This is a genomic window from Streptosporangium sp. NPDC002607, assembly GCF_053592655.1.
Window position 1 is genome coordinate 196,512 of sequence record NZ_JBSFWD010000001.1, and the last position, 20,001, is coordinate 216,512.

13 protein-coding genes are annotated in these 20,001 nt (G+C 64.0%); 10 read left to right on the plus strand and 3 right to left on the minus strand.

All coding sequences use genetic code 11. From position 1 onward, the window contains the following. The first annotated feature begins 296 nt into the window (after positions 1 to 296). Entirely contained in the window at positions 297 to 1,040 is a 744-nt protein-coding gene (locus ACWD3H_RS00935; RefSeq protein ID WP_451953565.1) for a dienelactone hydrolase family protein, read from the plus strand. A 14-nt stretch (positions 1,041 to 1,054) separates the two neighbouring features. After that, the gene (locus ACWD3H_RS00940; protein ID WP_355547307.1) at positions 1,055 to 1,327 is read left to right on the plus strand and encodes a DUF6295 family protein; all 273 of its coding nucleotides are present in this window, start codon (positions 1,055 to 1,057) and stop codon (positions 1,325 to 1,327) included. A 32-nt stretch (positions 1,328 to 1,359) separates the two neighbouring features. On the opposite strand, the gene ACWD3H_RS00945 is transcribed toward ACWD3H_RS00940, so the two are convergent. Continuing rightward, a complete protein-coding gene (locus ACWD3H_RS00945; protein ID WP_451953566.1) occupies positions 1,360 to 1,686 on the minus strand; it encodes a dihydrofolate reductase family protein in 327 nt (108 codons plus the stop codon). Positions 1,687 to 1,968: 282 nt separating this feature from the next. After that, on the minus strand, positions 1,969 to 3,171 hold the full coding sequence (locus ACWD3H_RS00950) for an FAD-dependent monooxygenase (protein ID WP_451953567.1): 1,203 nt from the start codon (positions 3,169 to 3,171) through the stop codon (positions 1,969 to 1,971). 141 nt (positions 3,172 to 3,312) lie between these two features. On the opposite strand from ACWD3H_RS00950, the gene ACWD3H_RS00955 reads away from it, so the two are divergent. Next, complete coding sequence (locus ACWD3H_RS00955; protein WP_451953568.1) at positions 3,313 to 4,260, plus strand: TetR/AcrR family transcriptional regulator C-terminal domain-containing protein; 948 nt, start codon at positions 3,313 to 3,315, stop codon at positions 4,258 to 4,260. An 81-nt stretch (positions 4,261 to 4,341) separates the two neighbouring features. Here ACWD3H_RS00955 and ACWD3H_RS00960 read toward each other — a convergent pair whose 3' ends face one another. Next, positions 4,342 to 6,510, minus strand: coding sequence for a transglycosylase domain-containing protein (locus ACWD3H_RS00960; RefSeq protein WP_451953569.1), 2,169 nt, complete (start codon positions 6,508 to 6,510; stop codon positions 4,342 to 4,344). 552 nt (positions 6,511 to 7,062) lie between these two features. Between ACWD3H_RS00960 and ACWD3H_RS00965 the strand changes: the two genes are divergently transcribed. From ACWD3H_RS00965 to ACWD3H_RS00995, 7 genes are all read left to right on the plus strand, one after another. Next, entirely contained in the window at positions 7,063 to 7,410 is a 348-nt protein-coding gene (locus ACWD3H_RS00965) for a hypothetical protein (RefSeq protein WP_451953570.1), read from the plus strand. Positions 7,411 to 8,561: 1,151 nt separating this feature from the next. Beyond that, on the plus strand, positions 8,562 to 9,422 hold the full coding sequence (locus ACWD3H_RS00970) for a thioesterase II family protein (RefSeq protein WP_451953571.1): 861 nt from the start codon (positions 8,562 to 8,564) through the stop codon (positions 9,420 to 9,422). A 33-nt stretch (positions 9,423 to 9,455) separates the two neighbouring features. After that, a complete protein-coding gene (gene scoE / locus ACWD3H_RS00975; protein ID WP_451953572.1) occupies positions 9,456 to 10,340 on the plus strand; it encodes a (3R)-3-[(carboxymethyl)amino]fatty acid oxygenase/decarboxylase in 885 nt (294 codons plus the stop codon). 9 nt (positions 10,341 to 10,349) lie between these two features. Next, positions 10,350 to 10,940: an FcoT family thioesterase gene (locus tag ACWD3H_RS00980; protein ID WP_451953573.1), complete on the plus strand. Its 591-nt coding sequence runs from the start codon at positions 10,350 to 10,352 to the stop codon at positions 10,938 to 10,940. Between the two features lie 35 nt (positions 10,941 to 10,975). Beyond that, positions 10,976 to 11,287, plus strand: a complete 312-nt coding sequence (locus ACWD3H_RS00985) for an acyl carrier protein (RefSeq protein WP_451953574.1) — start codon at positions 10,976 to 10,978, stop codon at positions 11,285 to 11,287. A 17-nt stretch (positions 11,288 to 11,304) separates the two neighbouring features. After that, on the plus strand, positions 11,305 to 17,679 hold the full coding sequence (locus tag ACWD3H_RS00990; protein ID WP_451953575.1) for a type I polyketide synthase: 6,375 nt from the start codon (positions 11,305 to 11,307) through the stop codon (positions 17,677 to 17,679). After that, entirely contained in the window at positions 17,676 to 19,277 is a 1,602-nt protein-coding gene (locus tag ACWD3H_RS00995; protein ID WP_451953576.1) for a fatty acid--CoA ligase, read from the plus strand. The genes ACWD3H_RS00990 and ACWD3H_RS00995 overlap by 4 nt, the downstream gene beginning before the upstream one ends. Positions 19,278 to 20,001: the final 724 nt, after the last annotated feature.

Below are 20,001 nucleotides of genomic sequence, written 5' to 3' on the forward strand. Positions count from 1 at the left end.
CCCCGAACGCGGCAGTTCGCCGGGACGTGGCCCATCCTCCACGCGAGCCGTACGAGCCGGGCATCTAGCATCTGTCTTGAGCCTTGAAACAGATGTGGCAGTAGAGACGGGTGATGATCGCGTCCGGCGGGCCCGCGGCTGATCACCGCCATCGCCGACGAGCTCGCCGATGAGGAGACGTCTCGATTGCGCGACGCGGCGAGGCCGCTGAACAAGATCATATATAGGAGCAAGGCAGTGGCACCTGACGGATCCGGCTCCGCAGCCGCTCCTGTGGGGCACCGGGAGGCAAGAACATGAACGATGCGATATGGGCCGGGACGGTCACGGTCACCGGGCACGAGCAGGCCGAGCTGGAGGCGTACCTGGCCCGGCCGCTCGGCGAAGAGCCGCGCGGCGGTGTGGTGGTGATCCACCACCTGCCCGGGTACGACGACGCGACCAAGGAGATCGTCCGCAGGTTCGCGGCGCGCGGGTACGCGGCGATCTGCCCGAACCTGTACTCCCGTGAGGGGGCCGGGGTCAGCCCCGACGACCAGGCCGCCGCCGTACGGGCCAAGGGCGGGGTCCCGGACGAGCAACTCGTCGGGGATGTCGCCGGAGCCGCGGCGTACCTCAACTCCCTCGACCACGCCAACGGCAGGATCGGTGTGATCGGGTACTGCTCGGGCGGCCGGCAGGCGTTCCTGGTGGCCTGTGCACTCCAGATCGACGCGGCGGTGGACTGTTACGGCGGCTTCGTGGTGAACACCCCGCCCGCGGACTTCCCACTCCAGAAGAAGCCGCTGATCTCCAAGGCCGCCGACCTGTCCTGCCCGCTGCTGGGGTTGTTCGGCGCCGAGGACAAGTACCCGGGGCCGGAGGAGGTCGCGGCGCTGGACGCCGAACTGGAGAGGCTGGGCAAGGAGCACGAGTTCCACTCCTTCGAAGGGGCGGGGCACGCCTTCTTCGCCACCGACCGGCCCGCCTACCGGCCCGCCGCCGCGGTGGAGGGCTGGAAGAAGATCTTCAATTTCTATGGCCGTCACCTCAGCGCCTGACCGGAGCGATCAGCATGTGCACCTATCTCACCGAGAAGATCGAACTCGACGGCGCGGGCAAGGGCGGCAGCGGCTGGTTCACGCTCAGCCAGGGCGCGGTCTATGTCGATCACCCCTACCACGCCTGTCACGAGCACACGGTGAACATCGACTTCACCAACCCGGCCGAGGGCCCCTCGGCGCGGGTCGCGGTCGAGCTCACCGAGGAGTCGGCGCTGGCACTGATCGACGCCATCCAGAAGGCCCTGGCCGCGGCGCCTCCGGGACTCGCCTCCGGCCGCCGCTGAGGCGTGTCGGGTCCTGCCGCGGCCGGGATCGGTCAGGGTCTGACCCGGTACGTCACGTGGGTGGCCTCCGGGGTGTCCACCGTGTCCAGATGTTCCAGCCGGGGTCCGGCACCGTCGAACAGGACGGTGCCGGACCCCGGCAGCAGCGGGACGATGTGCAGCCGCAGATGATCGACCAGGCCGGTCCGCAGCGCCTGCTGGACGATGGACGCACCGCCCATCACGTGGACCCACCTGTCGCCGGCGGCGGCCGCGGCCGCTTCGATCGCGGCGACGACCCCGCCGGTCACGAACGTGAACGTGGTGTCGCCCTTGCGCACCGCCTCGTGCGGCCGGTGGGTCACCACGAAGACCGGCATCCGGTAGAAGCCGTCGTCGCCCCCAGCCGCCGGTCGCCTCGTACACCGACCGGCTTGTCACGACGGCGCCGGACACGGCGAACGTCGCCCCGCTCAGCCGCCGCCCCTCGTCGTGCTCAAGCCACGCGTGCAGCCGCTCGCCGCGATGGACGTGTTCGAAGCACCCGGCCTGTTCACCGCGCTCGGCCTCCCGGCGAGCCTGGACCACTAGGGTTTGGGGCGGCCGGGCTCGGTACGTAGCCAGATGATTTCGAACGGCGGCCCAGGGGCCGTACGGAACGCTCAAGGTCGCGGGGAGGCGGCGAAGCCGTAGTTCTTAAGGGTGATGGCGTCGGACCTGCCGGCCATTCTCTCGACCAGACCGGCCCATGGCATGTGGGGTAGCAGTCTGATCGACAGGTTGCGCAGCCGGATGACCGACCGCGTCTTGGGCACGAAGCCGTTGACGCCGCCCGGCGGGAGCTTCTGGCACTGCTGGACGAAGTCGCGCATCTCCCGCTCGTACGCGGCGAAGGCGGCCGGATGGTCCCCGCCCGCCTCGGCCAGCTCTCCGGCCAGCACGTAGGCGCCGACCACCGCCAGCCCGGTGCCGCCGCCGCCCAGCGGCGACGGGCTGTATCCGGCGTCGCCGAGCAGCACGACCCTGTCGCGGGACCAGGTGTCCATGACGACCTGGGTGGCCGCGTCGAAATAGAAGTCGGTGGCCGCCGCCATCTCCCGGAGCATGGCGGGCACCTGCCAGCCCGCTCCGGCGAAGACCTCGGCCACGATCTGTTTCTGCCTCCGCACATCACCGTGGTCGAGCGGCTTCGAGGCGAAGCCGAACAGGACCTTGACCTCCTCGGCCCGCCGGGACGGGCGCAGCGCCGCCACCCTCCTGCCCGGCATGTTGTGGAACAGCTCCCAGTCCTGGATGCCGAAGACGTTGGGCGCGGTGAAGTACGCCAGGTAGCAGCCGAGCTCGCGGCCGAAGCGCGACTCCTCGCCGAAGGCCAGGGACCGGGTCACCGAGTGCGCGCCGTCCGCGCCCACCACCAGGTCGAAGACGCGCGACGCGGACCGCTCGAAGGTGACCCGTACGCCGTCGTGGATCTGGGTCAGCGAGGTGATCGTGTCGTCGAAGACGTACTCCACCTCGTCCCCGGTCGCCCGGTGGAGGATGTCGACCAGGTCGCCGCGGAGGATCTCCACCTCACCGACCAGGCCGTTTCCACCGAGGAAGGAGGCGGGCATGTCGGCCACGCGCCTGCCGGCGGCGTCCACGTAGGACATCCCGCCGGAGTCGACGGCCGCGCGTCGGACCTCATCGAGGAGCCCCATCCGCCTGACCACGTCGACGGAGACACCGCGCAGGTCGACCGTGTGGCCCTGGGCGCGCGGAGCCGGGGCTCGCTCGATCACGGTCGGGGTGAAGCCGTGGCGATGTAGCCAGTAGGCCAGGGCGTGCCCCGCGATACCGGCACCGGAGATCAGAATGCTCTTCATAAGCGCTCCCTGCTCGACGATGCGTATACCGTACGCATAGTGCGCTTACGTTGTAAATTGTGTACTAGTGCACCAAGATTACGGCAGTATGTGACCAGGTCATTGGAGAAATGGTGCACTAGAGCACTGGGAGGACGGACAGTGGACGGGACAGAGCCTCCGTACCTGCGGATCGTCGCCGAGCTGCGGCGGCGCATCGTGACGGGGCGGCTACGCCCGGGCGACCGGGTGCCCTCGACCCGGCAGATCATCCAGGAGTGGGGCGTGGCGATGGCGACCGCCGGCAAGGTGCTGGCGACCCTGCGCCGGGAGGGGCTCGTGCGGGTCGCCCCCGGCGTCGGGACCCTCGTCGCGGACGGCGCCGTCGCGGACGCCGGCCCCTCCCGCAGGCCCGTGCCCGAGCTCACCAGGGAACGGATCGTGCGCGCCGCGATCGGGATCGCCGACATGGAGGGGCCGGCGGCCCTGTCCATGCGCCGGATCGCGATCAGCCTGGAGGTCTCGGCGATGTCGCTCTACCGGCACGTGTCGGGCAAGGAGGAGCTGATCATGCTCATGACCGACACCGTGCTGGCCGAGTGCGCGCTCGATGAGCCGCCACCGGGCTGGCGGGCCCGGATGGAGCTGACCGCCAGGGCGCAGTGGGCCCTCTACCACCGCCACCCCTGGCTGGCCCAGCTCACCTCGTTCACCCGCCCACTGCCCACGCCCAACGCGATGGCCCAGGCCGAGTGGGCGATGCGCGCGGTGGACGGCCTCGGTCTCGACCCGGCCACGATGGTCCACGTGTACGCCACCGTGGCCAACTACGTACGCGGGACCGCGATCAACCTGGAGGCCGAGACCGAGGCCGCGCAGCAGACCGGCATGACCGACCAGGAGTGGCTCGACTCGGCGGTGCTCCCGCGCATGGCGGAATTCCCGCTGCTGTCGAGCATCCCGCCCGACTCCCTCGACCTGGACACGCTCTTCGAGTTCGGACTGCGACGCCTGCTGGACGGCCTGGAGGTGTTCATCGAGGCCCCCGGTCCCGGAGATCCGCAGGACACTCGGCCGGATTACCGTCGCTCCGACGGCCTCGCTCATTGACCAACAAAATCCCGCCGGTGGACCCAACCTGCGACAAGGGCCCGCACCGGCGATCGGACCGGTGTGAGCCCTCGCGTCGCGTCAGTCGCCGTAACCGTCGAGGGGGATGTTGATCTGCTCGTTGCCGTCGGGGGCGTCGTCGTTCGACGGGGGCTGCGCGGGCCGGCAGCTCTGGCCGCAGCCGCCGAACCGTGCCGAGTTGATCGGGGTGAACGACGTCGGCTCGACGTTCCTCAGCGCCGCCAGCATCGTGTCCTTCCAGATCGGGCCCGGAATGCTGCCGCCGAAGACCGAGCCGTAGTAGCGTCCGCCGATCGTGACGCCGGTCAGCTTGTACTTCTGCGAGCCGCGCGGGTCGCCGATGCTGACCGCGCCGGCCAGGTCCGGGGTGAACCCGGCGAACCAGGCGGTGGCGTAGCCGTCGGTGGTGCCGGTCTTGCCCGCCGCGTCGCGGCCGATGCCGCCGACCGCCCGCATCGTGCCCTTGGTGAACACTCCGGACAGCACGTCCGCCGCCGCGTCGGCGACCTCGGGGTCGAGCGCCTGACGGCACTTGGACTGGTATTTGGAAATCTTGCCGTCGCGGTCGGTGATCTGGGTGATCGCCATCGGCGCGCAGTACTTACCGCGCGCGCCGATCGCGGCGTACGCGTTCGCCACGGTCACCGGGTCCATCTCGTTGATGCCGAGCGTGAACGTCTCGTACTCCTGGAGCGCGAGCCCGTCGGAGCGGTGGATACCCAGCGACTTGGCGATCTTGACCGTGTCACAGAGCCCGACGTGCTGCTCCAGGGTCATGAAGAACGTGTTGACCGAACCCCAGGTGCCGGTCTGCAGGGTCCGCCAGCCGGGGCTGCCCTCATCGTTGGTCACGGTGTGGGTCGGGTCACCGATGTTCTCGCCCTTGCAGTTCTTGAACGCCGAATAGCCCGAGGCGAGGTAACCGGCGCCGACGTTGAAGCCGTCGTCGACCTTCATGCCCTTGTTCAGCGCGTTGAGCAGCGTGAACGTCTTGAAGGTCGAGCCGGCCTGGAAACCGACGCCACCGCCGTGCGCGGCGTCCGCGACGACGTTGTAGGAGATCTCGTTCCTGGCCTTGCTCTGACCGTACGCCCGGCTGGCCGCCATGGCCTTGATAGCCCCGGTGCCCGGCTGGACCAGGGCCTCGGCCGCCACCGGGTTGTCGGTGGGGTTGACCCATTTCCTGATCGCCCGGTCCGCCGCCGCCTGCATGGTCGGGTCGATGGTGGTCCTGATCGTCAGACCGCCGCGGTTGAGGAACGCCAGACGCTCCTTGGCAGTCTTCCCGAAGTCAGGATTTTTCAGGATCTCGTTGCGGACGTAGACGCAGAAGTACGGATAGTCGCTGGCCTCGCAGCCACCGGGCAGCTTCGTCCCCTTGTAGCCGAGCTTGGTGGCCTTCGCCTCGGCCGCCTCGGCCGTGGTGATCTTGCCCAGCTCGGCCATCCGGTTCAGCACCACGTTGCGCCGGTTCAGCAGCCGCTCACGCTGCTTCACCCCCAGGTTGGGGTCGGTGGCGTTGGGGTCCTGCACGGCGCCGGCCAGCGTCGCCGCCTGCGGCAGGGTGAGCTTGGCCGCCGTCACGCCGAAGAACCGCTTGGCCGCCGCCTCGACGCCATAGGCCCCCGCGCCGAAGTAGGCGATGTTCAGGTACTTCTCCAGGATCTCGTCCTTGGAGTACTTCTGCTCCACCGCCATCGCGTGGCGCAGCTCGTTGAGCTTGCGCGCGTAGCTGGCCTCCAGCGCCTTGTCCTTCTCCGCGTCGGTCTCGGCGGAGTTGAGCAGCACCTGCTTGACGTACTGCTGGGTGATGCTGGAGCCGCCCTGGCTCACCCCGTCCGCCTGGAGGTTCTTGGCGAACGCGCGGAGGGTGCCCTCGATGTCGATCGCACCGTGCTCGTAGAACCGGTAGTCCTCGATCGAGACGATCGCGGTCTTCATGACCTCGGACACCTTGTCGAGCGTGACGACCTCGCGGTACTCCTCGTAGAACCGGGCGATCTCCCTGCCCCTGGCGTCCTGCACGACGGTGACCTCAGCCGGCGGAGGTTCGACGAGCTCCTCGGGGTTGAGGTTCAACCCGTTGGTCGCCGACACGATGCCGAGCCCCGCACCCCCCACGGCCGGTAGTGCGATCCCCGCGACCAGCACCCCCGCAGCCGTCCCCACCGCGGCAAGACGCATGATCTTCGACGCGGCCCCCGACTGATCCTTACCCCGTTCCGACATAAGCGTAGATTCTAGACTTTAACCCTGTTTGGTGCACATAAAACGCTTTCTGCCACATAGGGCACAGCGCCGACCATCCCCCGGGGCGGCCCAGATCACCCGGCGGGAAGAGGGCTCTAGATCATCTGCGAACACACAGCCTAGGGGAACTTCCTGACGCCGCGGGCGAGGATGGCGGCGGCGCCCCGGGAGCGCCAACCGCCCGGCGGGAGCCTTGGCTGTCCCGCCAAGACGCCCGGCAAAGACTCCTGCACATCGTGGCGAAACCGACCCTCAAGCGAGATCCAAGCTACATCCAAGACGCCGGGAGCAGGATCCTCCGTGAGATCTTCCGGGGGGAGGAATCATAAAAGTCGCCTTTCAGGCTGGATGTCACATTCGCCGTCGGGCCGGTGAAAAGAAGTCCGGAGGCCCTTCGACCGCCACGGCGAGAGCCTGGTGGTCCGCACCGCCTCATCATGTGTTCGCATGACAGGCCGCTTGCCGCGCCCGTTCCCGCCATTCCGGTACGGCTTTCCGCGCCCCGGAAAACACAACACAAGGAGAAATATCATGAGAGTACGCAGAATCGCTGGTGTAGCGGCCGCCGCCGCCCTGGCCGGTGGGCTTCTCAGCACCGCGCTCCCGGCCGCGGCCGCCGCCGAACCCGACACGGTCACCATCACGACCAGCAAGCTCCTGGCACCATGGGCGACCGCCACCCTGTGGCTCAAGTGCCCCGACTCCCACCCGTACTTCAAGAGGACCTGGTGGGAGGGTCCCTACGTGCGCTCGGTGTCGCCGCCGGCCGGATTCCCGGGATACAGGCAGCAGGCGACGTTCTTCTTCAACAACTCCGGGACCACGCAGTCCAAGACGGCCTCGATATGGATGGAGTGCACTCCGGTGATGCCGTCCTAGTTCCGGTAAGGGGTGACACCGGCGTGGCCACCGTGAACGGCGACCCGGTGCCCGCTTCGCACTGACCGGATGTATACCGCACCGGGAGCGCCTCCTGAGAGAAGGCGCTCCCGCAGGTCAGAGCGAGGCCTTCTCCTCGGTCTATCCGACCGTTCCCGGCAGGACAGCCGGTACCACGGTCGAAGATCGTGTCGATTCCGGCAAGGACACGCTCGTCCGGGCCGAAGGCGCTGAACCGATAGGGCCAAACGTGGTGATCCGGTCGCCGCACCGCGCTGTGAAACCAAGCTCGGGATGGGACCGGAACCGCGGAGTTTCCACTGAGACCGATGTCGGCCTGCGGGCCCGGGTAGGCGCGCAGCAGGACCGGGACGTTCGCCGCCGGGACGAGCGTATGGGAGTAGCACGAGTTCGGTGTGAAGGCGGACCTGCCGGCCGGTGCAGTCGACGACGATCCACCCGGCTGCCGCCCTGGGGAATCGAACCCCAGCCCCCTTCATCACGCGGAAACCGCGGGCGCGGCCGCCTCGACGGCCGGTGCGCCTCCCCCGGTCGGCCGATCACGTGCGTCGATTCCCACCCGCGTCCTGTCGATCGGCGACGCCGACTCCCGGGGCGAGCGGGTCGACCACTCCTCGCAGAGGCCCTGACGCCCGCGAACCGAACCTCGTAACACCTCGCGGTCAAAGACCGGAAAGCCGCTCTGACACTCTCAAGTTCCTGGTCGCGCGTTCACAACCCCCATTGAGGAACAGTTCACAACTGATCCGCAAGTGGCCTGCAAGTGGGAATCCCAGGTAGGCAGATAAACTACGGTTCCGCTTCCGTACAGCAGATCCACAAGATCTTCATGCCTCTTCGATGGGAAAAACCAGCGGAGTGCCGCGGCAGGAGACATACGGGGCGATCGAGGGCTCATCAAGGCCATGGGCAACACCAGGTCTTGATGCCAAAGACACATGGAGTGATTAGGAGTTCGTCCTATAGGGCGGGGTTGCAGAAGTGCGAACCGGACGGCAAACAGACCGAAAGCCAGCCGGGGATAGCGCGGGCCGATGCCAGGGCTCGTTTTCCGGTGCTGCGACGTAGTACCGGCGGCCAAGCAGGGTCGGCGTGCGGCCGTGACCACTCGAAGTCGGGCCGGATCATTCGTGGTCGATGCGAAAAAATCCCGCACGTATCGACTGATAGTCACCACACGTCAACCCATGATTATCTTGAACACATTCCTTGAGAGGCAGTCGCAATACATGCTTGATCCACAACGGGCTAGTGATCTTTGGATCAGGCGATTTACGGCAAAATCCGGCGGACAAGTTCGATTGGTGTGCTTCCCGCATGCGGGAGGATCCGCCGGATTCTTCTATCCACTCTCAAGGAACCTGGAGCATCCCTATGAGGTCGTAGCGGTTCAATATCCCGGTCGGCAAGACCGCCGGAGTGAGGACATCGCCGGCGGCGTCGAAGAGCTGGCCGATCGTATATTCGAGGCACTGAAGCCCTGGGCGGACGTTTCGCTGGTTCTCCTGGGGCACAGCATGGGGTCGATCATCGCTTTCGAGGTGGCAAGAAGGCTCGAAAGCTCGGCGACCGGCACACTTGCCGGATTGATCGTCTCTGCGAGACGCGCGCCGGCGGTACACCATGAGTACGACAAAAGCCCATGGACGATGCATGACGCACAAGCTGTCTCCGAAGCGATGGGCGGAACGGATCCCGTGTTGGCAGCCGATCGAAGTTTCATGGAGCTGACCCTTCCGGTCCTCAACGGTGATTATCTTGTCGATGCCTCCTATCGCTATCGTCCAGGCCCTCCGCTCAGGTGCCCCCTCACGTTGTTCACAGGGGATTCCGATCCGTTTGTCAATGACGAGGAAACGAAAGGATGGGGTGAGCACACGGCCGGTCGGTTCCGATATCGCAGGTTCACCGGCGGGCACTTCTACCTGACAGAACGGCGGGACGCCTTCTATAGCGCATTGTCCGAAGAGTTGTCCAGCTTCACCATGTAATCATCTGGTTCACATCTACGGAGATAATTCCTTATGCATGTCGAGAGACAGAAGTTCGGGTCAATAGGGGTTTCGGTACACAATTTCGACGCCTCCCGGGCCTCCGGTGAGATAATTGAGAAAATCAAGGGTCTCATCTACTCCGAGAAGATCGTTGTTCTTAAAGAGCAGCGCCTGGACCCGGTCGAATTCATTGCCCTGGGCCAGCTCCTGGGAGAGATCGAGGCCTACTACGAACCCATGTACCACCACCCGGACCACAAGGAGATCTTCGTCTCCTCGAACGTCCCGCAGGATGGCGTGAAAATGGGAGTCCCACAGACCGGAAAGTTCTGGCACGCGGACTACTCGTTCATGCCGCGCCCCTTCGGCATTACGATGATCTATCCCCAGGTAGTGCCCAAGAAGAATCGGGGAACCTACTTCATCGACATGGGCAGGGCTTACGCGAGACTCTCCGACGAGTTGAAGTCGCGTGTCGCCGGAAAGCGGACGCAGCATAGCCCGCGGCGATACTTCAAGATCAGACCGGAGGACGTCTACCGTCCTGTCTCCGCGCTGTTGGCGGAGATCGAGGAGAAAACCCCTGCGGTGAATCATCCCCTCACCTTCACGCACCCGGCCACCGGGGAAACGATCCTCTACATCAGCGACGGATTCACCGAACTGATCGAGGGGGCCCAGGGCGAGACGGTTGACGATGCGCTGCTGCACGAGCTCCTCGAAGGCAGCGGTCAGCGGGATTCAACGTTCAAGCACGAGAACATCCACCTCCAGAATTTCGAGGAAAGCGATATCCTGCTCTGGGACAATCGCAGCCTCGTTCACCGGGCGCTGCACACGACGGAACCCGAGCCGACGGCTTCCTACCGCCTGACCATGCACGACCAGTACGAATTTTTCGGGCACGTCTCATAGGGAGAGGCAATGTCGGAGAATGCATCTGGGCGGGTCCCGCAGGAAGAAGCCGTCGTATCGCCGAATGATCCCGACCTCATGGCCCAGGTACTCAAACCCTATAAGGAGAACTGCCGCTATCTAAAGGCGGCAGACCTTTTCCAGCAGGTCACGGATACCGGCGAAACCCGACTCTACATACTATGCGAGCTCGGGATAGACGAATCCTGCTACATCGATGACACTGGCCACTTCAATGCCGTGGAATACAACATCTCCTTCAATCAGATGATGTACTACATCATCGCGAAGATCATCAAGGAAAGAGCATCCTCGGCGTTTGAAGAATGGACACTCGAAGACTTCTGGAAGAAGCAGCTGCCGGATATTCTGATCGTTGACTACCACGCCTTCTTCCGGAGACCGATTTCTTCATCCAGATACTTCGGCGAGCTGGAGATCACCGACATCATAAAGCGCGACGACAGTAGCGGGACGCAGCCATTGGTTTTTGTGGACTTCGCATGTCGATTCTGGGGCGAGAACGGCGGAAGAGCTCGCGGAAACGTCAGAATGGCCCTTCTGAATCCTCCGGTGCCCGCCTCGGAGGGTAGCGCATGAGAGCGGATACGGCTACTGTCCACAGGTTGCGTTCGATGCCGCTTTCCGAACGCAGGGACGCTCTCTTGGAGTTCTTACAGGAGATGTTCAAGGAAGCGCTGCTCATGCCGGAGGGAGAGGAGATCGGGCTCGATGAGAACTATTTCGACCTCGGCCTGACCTCCATCAGGGCGGTAGAGATAAAGCAGCACCTGGAGGATCGGTTGGGGTGCGAAGTGAACATAACGCTGATGTACAGCAACCCGACCCTGCAGGCTCTCCTGAAGCAACTGACAGACGATGCTCTTGCAGATCTTTTTCCCCAGTCACGCAATGCTCCAGCCGATGGTGCGAGGGCCGTTTTATGATAGGCGATGACTTGCCCATGCAAGTAGATGATCTGGTTGCCTTGACCGATCAGCAAAAAACCCTCATCGAGCAGCTGAGGCGCGAGAAGGATGAGCCGATCGCCATCGTCGGCATGGGCTTACGCTTTCCCGGCGAGAACAGCACTCCCGATGGCCTGGCAGATTTCCTCAGAGCTGGAGGATCCGGGATCGGGCCGATTCCGTCCGAGCGCTGGCACAACGAAGAACTGTTCTCCGACGATCCGCTCATGAGGGGAAAGATACGCTCGGCCGGTGGGGGCTATCTGCGTGACATCTACAAGTTCGATCCCACCTTCTTCAATATCTCCCCCAAAGAAGCGCCCTCCCTCGACCCGCAGCAGCAACTGATCCTGGAAACAGCATGGGAGTCGCTGGAACACGCCAATATCGACCCGGCGAGACTACGTCACACCGACGGTGGCGTGTATGTCGCGGTCAGTGGCACCGACCAGGCCACACGTGTCTCGTCGCTTCCTTATGAAGAGCTGGACATGCACACCGCCATGGGCTCCGCGCACAGTGTGATCTCGGGGAGATTGTCATACTTCCTCGGATTGCGAGGGCCGAGCCTCAGTGTCGACACGGCCTGCTCCTCTTCCCTGGTCGCCCTGCACCTGGCCGTCCAGGGGCTGCGCCGTCGCGAGTGTGAGATCGCCTTGTGCGGTGGAGTCAACGCCGTTGACGACCCTCGGCCGTACATCATGGCCTCGCAAGCCGACATGCTGTCGGCAGACGGTCGCTGCAAGACCTTCGACGACTCCGCCGATGGTTACGGCAGAAGCGAAGGCTGCGCCATGGTGGTGCTCAAACGCCTGTCGGATGCCCAGCGGGACGGGGATCGTGTTCTGGCCCTGATCCGCGGGTCGGCGGTGCGCCAGGACGGCGAAAGCGCCGGCTTGATGGCGCCGAACGGCGTAGCGCAGGAGGCGCTCCTTCGTGTCGCCCTGAAAGACGCCGGGCTCGGCCCTCAAGACATCCAGTATCTCGAGGCCCATGGAACCGGCACTCCCCTGGGTGATCCCATAGAGATGGGGGCCATCGCGGCCGTCTTCGGGTCCAGTCATACCTCGGAAGACCCGCTGATCGTCGGATCACTCAAAACCAATCTCGGGCACATGGAGGCCGCAGCCGGTATCGGCGGGGTCGTCAAGACCGTGCTTCAGTTGCGAGAAGGTGCGATCTATCCGCACTTGAACTTCGAGAACCCTTCCAAACGCATTCCCTGGGACCGTTACCCCGTGTCCGTTCCCAGGAAACTCACGCTGTGGCCGGCTGAGGTTCGCCGAGCGATCGTCAACTCCTTTGGATTCGCCGGAACGATCGCAGCGGTCGTTCTCGAGCAAGCGCCGGCCACGGTCGGCCGGACACCCGGCGAAAAGGATGACGGTTCCCCGCATGTGATCACTGTATCGGCGAAGAGCAGTCAGGCGCTGGAACAGCAGCTCACGCGCTATCGGCAGCATGTGGACACACACCCACACGATTCCGTGCGGGATCTGTGCTACACCAGCAATGTAGGTCGTTCGCACTTCAACGCACGATTCGCCGGTGTGGTTCGAAGCCGCGCCGACCTCACCGATCTACTGGATCGCACGCTCAGCCGTGAGAAGAAACCAGGCAATAAAAACCAAAAAGCGCGAAAAATTGCCTTCCTGTTCGGCGGCGGCGGCGCACAGTATGTCGGCATGGGACGCCCCCTGTATGAGCGATTCCCGGTGTTCCGCAAATGGGTGGACGAGTGCGATCGGCTCTTCGAGCAGCAGCTCGGCTATTCCATCAAAGCGATCATTTTTGGCCACTCCGAAGAGGCCGACAAGGTCCACCTCATCCACTACACTCAGCCTGCGCTGTTCACCATAGAATACGCCCTGGCTCAGTTGTGGATCTCCTGGGGCGTGCGGCCGAATGTGGTGATGGGTCACAGTCTCGGAGAGATCGTCGCGGCGACGGTCGCCGGGCTGATCGACCTTGACGACGCCACCACGCTCATGGCGGCGCGTGGTCGGCTCATGCACACCACGGCGCCGGGCAGCATGGTCGCCGTCCAAGCCACCGCCGCGGACGTCCTCCCCCTGCTCAAGGAGTACGCGGACGTCTCTCTCGCAGCGATCAACGGCCCCGAGCAGAGCGTGATCTCCGGCGGTCGACGGTCCGTGGAGAAGATCACCGCTTCCCTTGACGCCAAGGGCCTCAAGACGAAGACGCTTCCCGTGTCGTGCGCGTCTCACTCGCCTCTCATGGCTGAGGTGTTCAACGCCTTTCGAACGGTCCTGGAAGGCATCTCGTTCCACGATCCGGAGATCGCGCTCGTCTCCAATCTGAGCGGCACGGTGTCAGGGCTCGCGGATATGGGCAACGCGGACTACTGGGTGCGCCATCTAGGCGGAACGGTCGACTTCGCAGGCGGCATGCGAGCCATCGAGCAACGCGGCGAGCACATATTCGTGGAAATCGGCCCATCCACCGAGCTGATCGGCATGGGCAGGCACTGCGTATCCGCGGAAAACCATCTGTGGCTCAACAGCCTGCATGCCGCCGACACCGACGCGGCGGTCATCCGTACTTCCCTCGCGCAACTGTACACCGCTGGAATACCGATCTCCTGGGCCGCCTATCACGACGCGTGGGAAGGCCGAACCGTCGACCTGCCCGCCTATGCCTTCGATCGGAAGGATTACCGGCTTCCCGTAGAAAAGCAGCACCTCGGTCCCATGCGTGGTTCCGGTGTCATGGGCCACCCACTGCTCGGCACCGAGATCTCCACGGACGAGCAGCGCCGTGCGGGTATACGAGAATTCTCGGCCAAGCTGTCCGAAGATTATCCCGGGTATCTTCAAGACCATAAGGTGTTCGATCGGGTGGTCTTTCCCGGCGCGGGTTACGTCGAAATAATCTTCGCACTACAGGAATCGGTCTTCGGCCTTACCGGGCTGCCGATATCAGACCTACGCATTCATGAAGCGCTCTTCTTGGAGAAAGCCCCGGCGACCCTGCGTACGCGGCTGCACATCCATGCGGACGGCCGGGCGACGGTCGACATCGTCAGCCGCTGGGAGGAGGCCCGTGCGGCGTCCGAACGATGCCACGCCACCGCCGTCATCGAAATCGACTCCGACCAGGAGAGCCCCCTTAGAGAGCTGACCCTCGATCTGAAAGCGGCCTCGGAGGCGACGGGCACGCCGAAGGCGGTATGGCGGGCGGAGGATCTGTACCTGGACTTCGCAGATCACGGTATCGACTACGGACCGGCATTCCAGGGGATCAAACGTGTGATCCGACTCCCCGACGGCACATCCGTCGCGGACCTCACCGGGCACGACACTCCGGTTGGGGAACACCTTCCGCCCGCTCTTCTGGACGCCGCGCTCCAGACTGTGGCGACTCTCGTCGTGAGCGACGCCACGTGCGTGCCGGTCCGATTTGACCGTTGCAGGTTGCTCAAGAAGCCGATGGGTTCGGAACTGGTCACGGTTGCCCGGCTGTCCTCTGCCGTCAATGCCGACGCCGACTTCACCGCCGACATCCTGGTACTTGAGGGAAAGCGCCCAGTTTTCATCCTCGAAGGACTGGGCATCAAGCGGCTGGAGACCGCCACGCCGCGATCCGGTCAATCGTTGTTCCACGACGTACGCTGGCTGAAACGCTCTTTGCCCGATACGGAGCGAGAGCCGCGGAATGTGCTCGTCGTCGGCGGGCCGGGCGCCGGCTCAGCGGACTTCATCCGAGAAGCCACCGCGGCCGGGGTCGAACTGTCCTTCGCCGAGACCGCCGAAGAGATCGCAAGCGCCCTGTCCGGCAAGCCCAGCGATGTCTGCTGGTTCTGGCGGGCAGGTGCCGCGCCGATCAACGTGTCGGATCTCAGACACGAGTGCCAGGCCAATTATCTGGCGCTGCTTGACCTGCTCCGGCTGCTCAACGAGGCGGGCTTCGGCCACTCGCAGCGGCTGTGGCTCGTGACAGAACGCGCGCAATGGTTGCCCGGTGATTCCGCGGGCGACGGGAGCGGCCTGGCGGCGGCGACTCTGTGGGGTTTCGGCCATGTGATGTGGAGCGAGTATCCCGCCTACAAGGTCACGCTGGTGGACATGCCCGAGGGAGGCGGGGGTTATCAGAGCCTGGTGCGCGAATGGCTCGATGGGAATCCGGATGAATTCCAGGTCGCCTACCGAACTGGGCATCGCTACGTCCGGCGTATCACCACAGTCGACGCGGCGCTTTCCCGGAACGGTTCTCCGGTCAAGCTCATCGTCGGTGAATACGGAAACTTTGGCAGGATAATTCCCGTACCGCTGGAGGACCGGAAGCCGGAGGGAGACGAGATACAGGTACAGGTTCACGCCTCGGGCCTGGTGTTCGAAGACGTCTTCAACGCCCTGGGACTACGGCGGCAACACGCGCGAGAGCACGGCCTTGAACACGAAGACGTACCTCTCGGTTCCGAGTGCGCGGGCACGGTCATCGACGCCGGCCCCGAGGCGGACTACCAGGTCGGTGACGAGGTGGTCATCCGCCACAGAGGTTGTCTCAGCCAGCGGGTGACCGTCTCGTCGAAGTACGCCCTGCGCAAGCCGGTGTCCGTGAGCTTCGCCGAAGCCGCCGGCCTTCCTACCGCCTACCTCACCGCCTACTACGCGCTGCACCACCTCTGCGACATCAAGGCGGGTGATCGTGTTCTCATCCATTCGGCAGGTGGCGGTGTGGAACAGGCCGCCGTCCAGCTCGCGAAGCTCGCCGGTGCCGAGGTTTACGCGATGGCCTCCCCTGGTGAGTGGCCACAGCTCCGGGCACTGGGCGTGCAGCGCGTCATGGACCCTCAGACGCCTGACTTCGCTGAGGAGATCCGGCGGCTGACAGGCGGTGAGAGTGTCGACATCGTTCTCAACAGCCTGAGCGGCGATTTCATCCCTTCGGTTTTCGCATACGTCGCGCCTGGTGGCCGCTTCGTCGATCTGAGTAAAATCAGCGCCTGCTCCGGAGAAAATGATCAGGCCGCGAGAACGGACGTCGCCTATCACGTGGTCGATCTCGACGAGATCCCCGAGGGGGGCCTTCCGCAAGTCACCACCGATATCCTGAAAGAGGTCTTCAGGCTCCTGGACGAAGGACTCCTGCAACCGCTCGTAACCACGGTCTACACCCTTGACGAAGTCGAGGAGGCCTTCAGTGTGGTCAGCCGGGGGGCGAACGCAGGAAAGCCGGTCATCGACCTTCGTCCCGATACCGGGATGTCGAATCCCCCGGTGAACATCAGCTCCGAAAAAACCTATCTTGTCACGGGTGGATTCGGCGCGCTCGGTATCGCGACCGCCCAGAAGCTCGTTGATCATGGTGCTCGCAAGCTGGCGCTGGTGAGCCGCTCGGCCATACCCGAAGATGAGGTGGCAGAACTCAGGGACCGCCTGGGACCGGACGTCCGGCTCACCGCGTACCAGGGTGACATCGGTGATCCCGAAGACGTGCGCAGGATCTTCGACTCGCTGGGGCGTCACCCACTGGGCGGTATCATCCATGCCGCGGGAATCCTTGCGGATACGCCGATCGAGACTCAGACCTGGCAGAACATCGACAAGGTGTTCCAGTCCAAGGTCTATGGAACCTGGTTGCTGCACCAGGCCTCTGAGATGCTCCCGGACCTTGACTTCTTCATCGGATATTCTTCGATATCCTCCGTCGTCGGTCATCCGGGGCAGTCTAACTACGCGGCGGCGAATGCTTTCGTCGATGGCCTCATGCACTGGCGCCACCGGCGTGGCCTGCCCGGCAAGAGCATCAACTGGGGGGCCTGGGGCGAGATCGGCCTGGCGGCGAACCTGAACGAGCAGCACATCAAAGCCATCGAGCGTCAGGGGGTGAAATTCTTCAGGCCATCGGTCGGTCTGCGCGCCCTGATCAAGTCGTCAGGCTGGGATGTTCCTCAGATCATGGTCGGCGACATCGACTGGACGACGTCCGCCGCGGCACGGCCGTTGGACAACGCGCTGTACGAGCTTGTCGCGAGGCGCGACGAGGGCGCGGTCGCCGACATCGACTCCGAACTGCTCCTCGGACTTCCCGAGAACGAGCAGGAGGAGGCTGTCAACTTCTTCATCCGCTCTCACATCGCTCAACTTCTGCACTTCGACGGACCGGAGTCCCTGCCGCCTGACGTCAGATTCTTTGAGGTGGGCATGGACTCCCTCACCTCTGTGCAGCTGAAGAACATCCTGGAGATCACCTTCCAGATACCGCTGTCCACCGCGATCATCTTCGATCACCCCGCTGTCGATCTGCTCACCGCCTTCGTGACTCAGCAGATTCGACAGAATCGGGAAGATCCCGACGAAGGCCAGGCGCCGGACAGCGGTACCCGGCCGAAGAGCGAGGTCCTGTGAACCGGAACACCGATACCTTTCCGCTACGAACACTCGCATCGGTTGCGGCTCACCATTCGGCCTCGACCCCTCAGGCGGTGGCCGTCATGTGCGAGGGGCGTCGAACGACATATGCGGAACTTGATCACCGAAGCGGCCGGACAGCGCATCATCTCGTAGCACTCGGGGTCGTCAGGGGTTCCCGGGTGGCATACCTGGGAAAGGACTCCGAAGACTACTACGAGCTCCTTCTCGCCTGCGCGAGGATCGGGGCTGTCCTGGTCCCGATCAATTGGCGCTTGACCTCCCCGGAGATTCAGCACATTTTACGGGACTCTGATGCCAAACTTGTTTTCGTCGAATCGGCCCTTGTCGGTACGGTGGATCAGGTCAAGGAGTCACTGCCCGCTCTGGAAGGCATCATTCCGTTGAACCGGCCTGGTCGCCAGGAGGACGGGCTACAGGGCTGGAATGCGGGAACGCCGGAATCCACCTTCCTCTCGGAACCATCAGCGGAAGATCCACTCGTTCAAATTTACACAAGCGGCACCACCGGCATGCCCAAAGGCGTGGTTCTCACGCAGCAGGGTTTCTTCGTGGTACGGGAGCTGCTGGCACGAAATGGACTCGATTGGATCGATTGGCTGCCGGACGACAAAAGCCTGGTGGGCATGCCAGGATTCCACATCGGCGGCTTATGGTGGTTCATACAGGGGTTCTGTGCCGGTGTGACCAACGTCATCATGCCGACCTTCGACAGCCGTAAGGCCGTCGAGCTGATCCGATCCCATCACGTCACCACGATATGCGTCGTTCCCGCGATGCTTCAGATGATGCTCTCAGAGCGGGAGACAGAAGCCGGGGGTTTCCCGAGTCTCCGCAAGGTGACCTATGGGGGGTCCCCGATCTCCGGCAGGTTGCTGCAGGAGTGCATGGACGTCTTCCAGTGCGGTTTCGCACAAATCTACGGACTGACGGAAACGGGGAACACCGCCGTCTGCCTGCCTCCCGAGAGACATGTTCCCGGAGGTTCCCATACGGAGGCGGCAGGTATTCCCTATCCAGGTATACAGCTGGAAATCAGGGACGAGAAGGGCGTTCCACTGCCGGTCGGCGCGGTAGGGGAGGTCTGCATCAGGACCCCCGCACGGATGCTCGGTTACTGGAAGCTCCCGGAGGCGACCTCGGAAACTCTCGTCGACGGCTGGATCCGAACCGGCGATGCCGGATACCTTGACGCCGAAGGGTATCTGTTCATCTGTGACCGCATCAAGGATATGATCATCACTGCCGGGGAGAACATATACCCAGCAGAGATCGAGAATGCCCTGGCCACGCATCCTGCCATCAAGGAATGTGCCGTGATCGGTATCCCCGATGATCGATGGGGCGAGGTCGTCTCGGCATACGTGGTCCCGAGGCCGGGAGCCCACGTGACGGCTCGCGACTTAATGCTCTTCTTGCGGGGGCGTATCGCCGACTTCAAGATCCCGAGACAGTTCAATATAATTGATCAAGTGCCTCGTAATGCGAGCGGGAAGATTCTTCGCAGAAAGCTACGAAGCACCGTCGCCGATATGCCAGGCAGGTCCCCTCACATCGCGGATGAGCGGAAATGATCGATCCCGATCTCTCCGACGACCGGAGCTCCGGATAAGGGTCGAGGTCGGAACACCTTCCTCCGTATCAGCAGTCGCCTGTTCACTTGGAGTGATCCAGCGCCAAGTGAACAGGCGTCGCCGGTTCGCGGGAGTCCGAGATCGATCGGCTCGTCCCACCCGGTCAGGCGCTTGCGGGTGTCGACGTCACCGACTGAGCACGATCAGGGGTGTCGGCCTGATCCTGGTGCTGGAGGGTGACCGGGTCGTCGAGGGCGGCGTGCACGACGTCCTGGCCGGCTCAGGTGGCCGTACGCGAACCTCACCCGGGCCACGTCGAGCCGGCGTACACCGCTCGCGGGCCCACCCGGCGGCTGCCGCACGACGCTGATCCCTGTCGGTCGCACAGTTGCTGTATTTCGCCGCTGTACGGACATGACGAAGGCCCTCCGAGATCATCCCGGAGGGCCTTCGACCTGCGGAGCCGCCTTGGGGAATCGAACCCCAGACCCCTTCATTACGAGTCAGAACAGGGCCGTCCACGGCCGTCTTCCGGGCCTGGTCGGACAAACTCTGTGAGGTCTCTCAGTCCATCTGGTCGCCAGGAAGGCCCGAGAGCTGGATGCGGTAGTCCCATGGGGCCTACCTGGATTCGAACGTTGAAGTCGGCATGCCCCTTCAGGTACTCGGGTCGCGGTGCGCATCTCCACAGCTCGGCGACCGGCTGTGGCAGGGCGAAGTGATC